The following is a 636-nucleotide window of genomic DNA, read 5'->3' on the forward strand; positions in this document are numbered from 1 at the left end:
CGGAAGCGCAACGTCACCTTGACCTTGTCGCCCTCCTCGAAGAAGCGGTGCATGGCCCGCATCTTCACGTCGTAGTCGTGGTCGTCGATCATCGGGCGGAACTTCACTTCCTTGACCTCGACGATCTTCTGACGCTTGCGCGCCTCGGCGGCCTTCTTCTGCTCCTGGTACTTGAACTTCCCGTAATCGAGCAGCTTGCACACCGGTGGTGTGGCATTGGGCGCGATCTCGACCAGGTCGAGCCCGGCCTCCTGGGCCAGCCGCAAGGCCTCTGCAATCTGGGTGGTGCCGCGATTGGCTCCATCCTTGTCGATCAGATGAACCTCTCGGACACGAATCTCCTCGTTGACGCGCGGCCCGTCCTTTTGGACGGGGGGCGGCGCTCTCATGGGGCGGCGAATGGCAGTGAACTCCTCTGTCGTTGATCCTGGCCGTCGTTGATTCTGGCAGATCGAGGACGCCGGCTCGGGGCCGCGTCACGTCCCCGACGGTATCCTTACGTCGAAACCCGGCGTCGCGCCGTTCATCCCGGTCCGCGCCCGTGGGCCCGGCCAGGCATGCCCGGCACGGCGCCGGCAAAACTCGTGGCTCGTCTCCGCACCGCCACGCGACGGGCGGCCGCGCGCCTCCGCCCGG

Annotated in this window: 1 protein-coding gene; it reads right to left on the reverse strand. The window is 66.4% G+C overall.

What is annotated here, in order from left to right:
* Positions 1 to 401, reverse strand: a 401-nt coding sequence (gene infC, locus ABTU92_RS30065) for a translation initiation factor IF-3 (RefSeq protein WP_408095196.1), incomplete at its 3' end; no start/stop codon positions are given.
* Positions 402 to 636 lie beyond the last annotated feature (235 nt).

The organism is Rhodoplanes sp. SY1, assembly GCF_046000175.1.
Lineage (GTDB): Bacteria > Pseudomonadota > Alphaproteobacteria > Rhizobiales > Xanthobacteraceae > Rhodoplanes.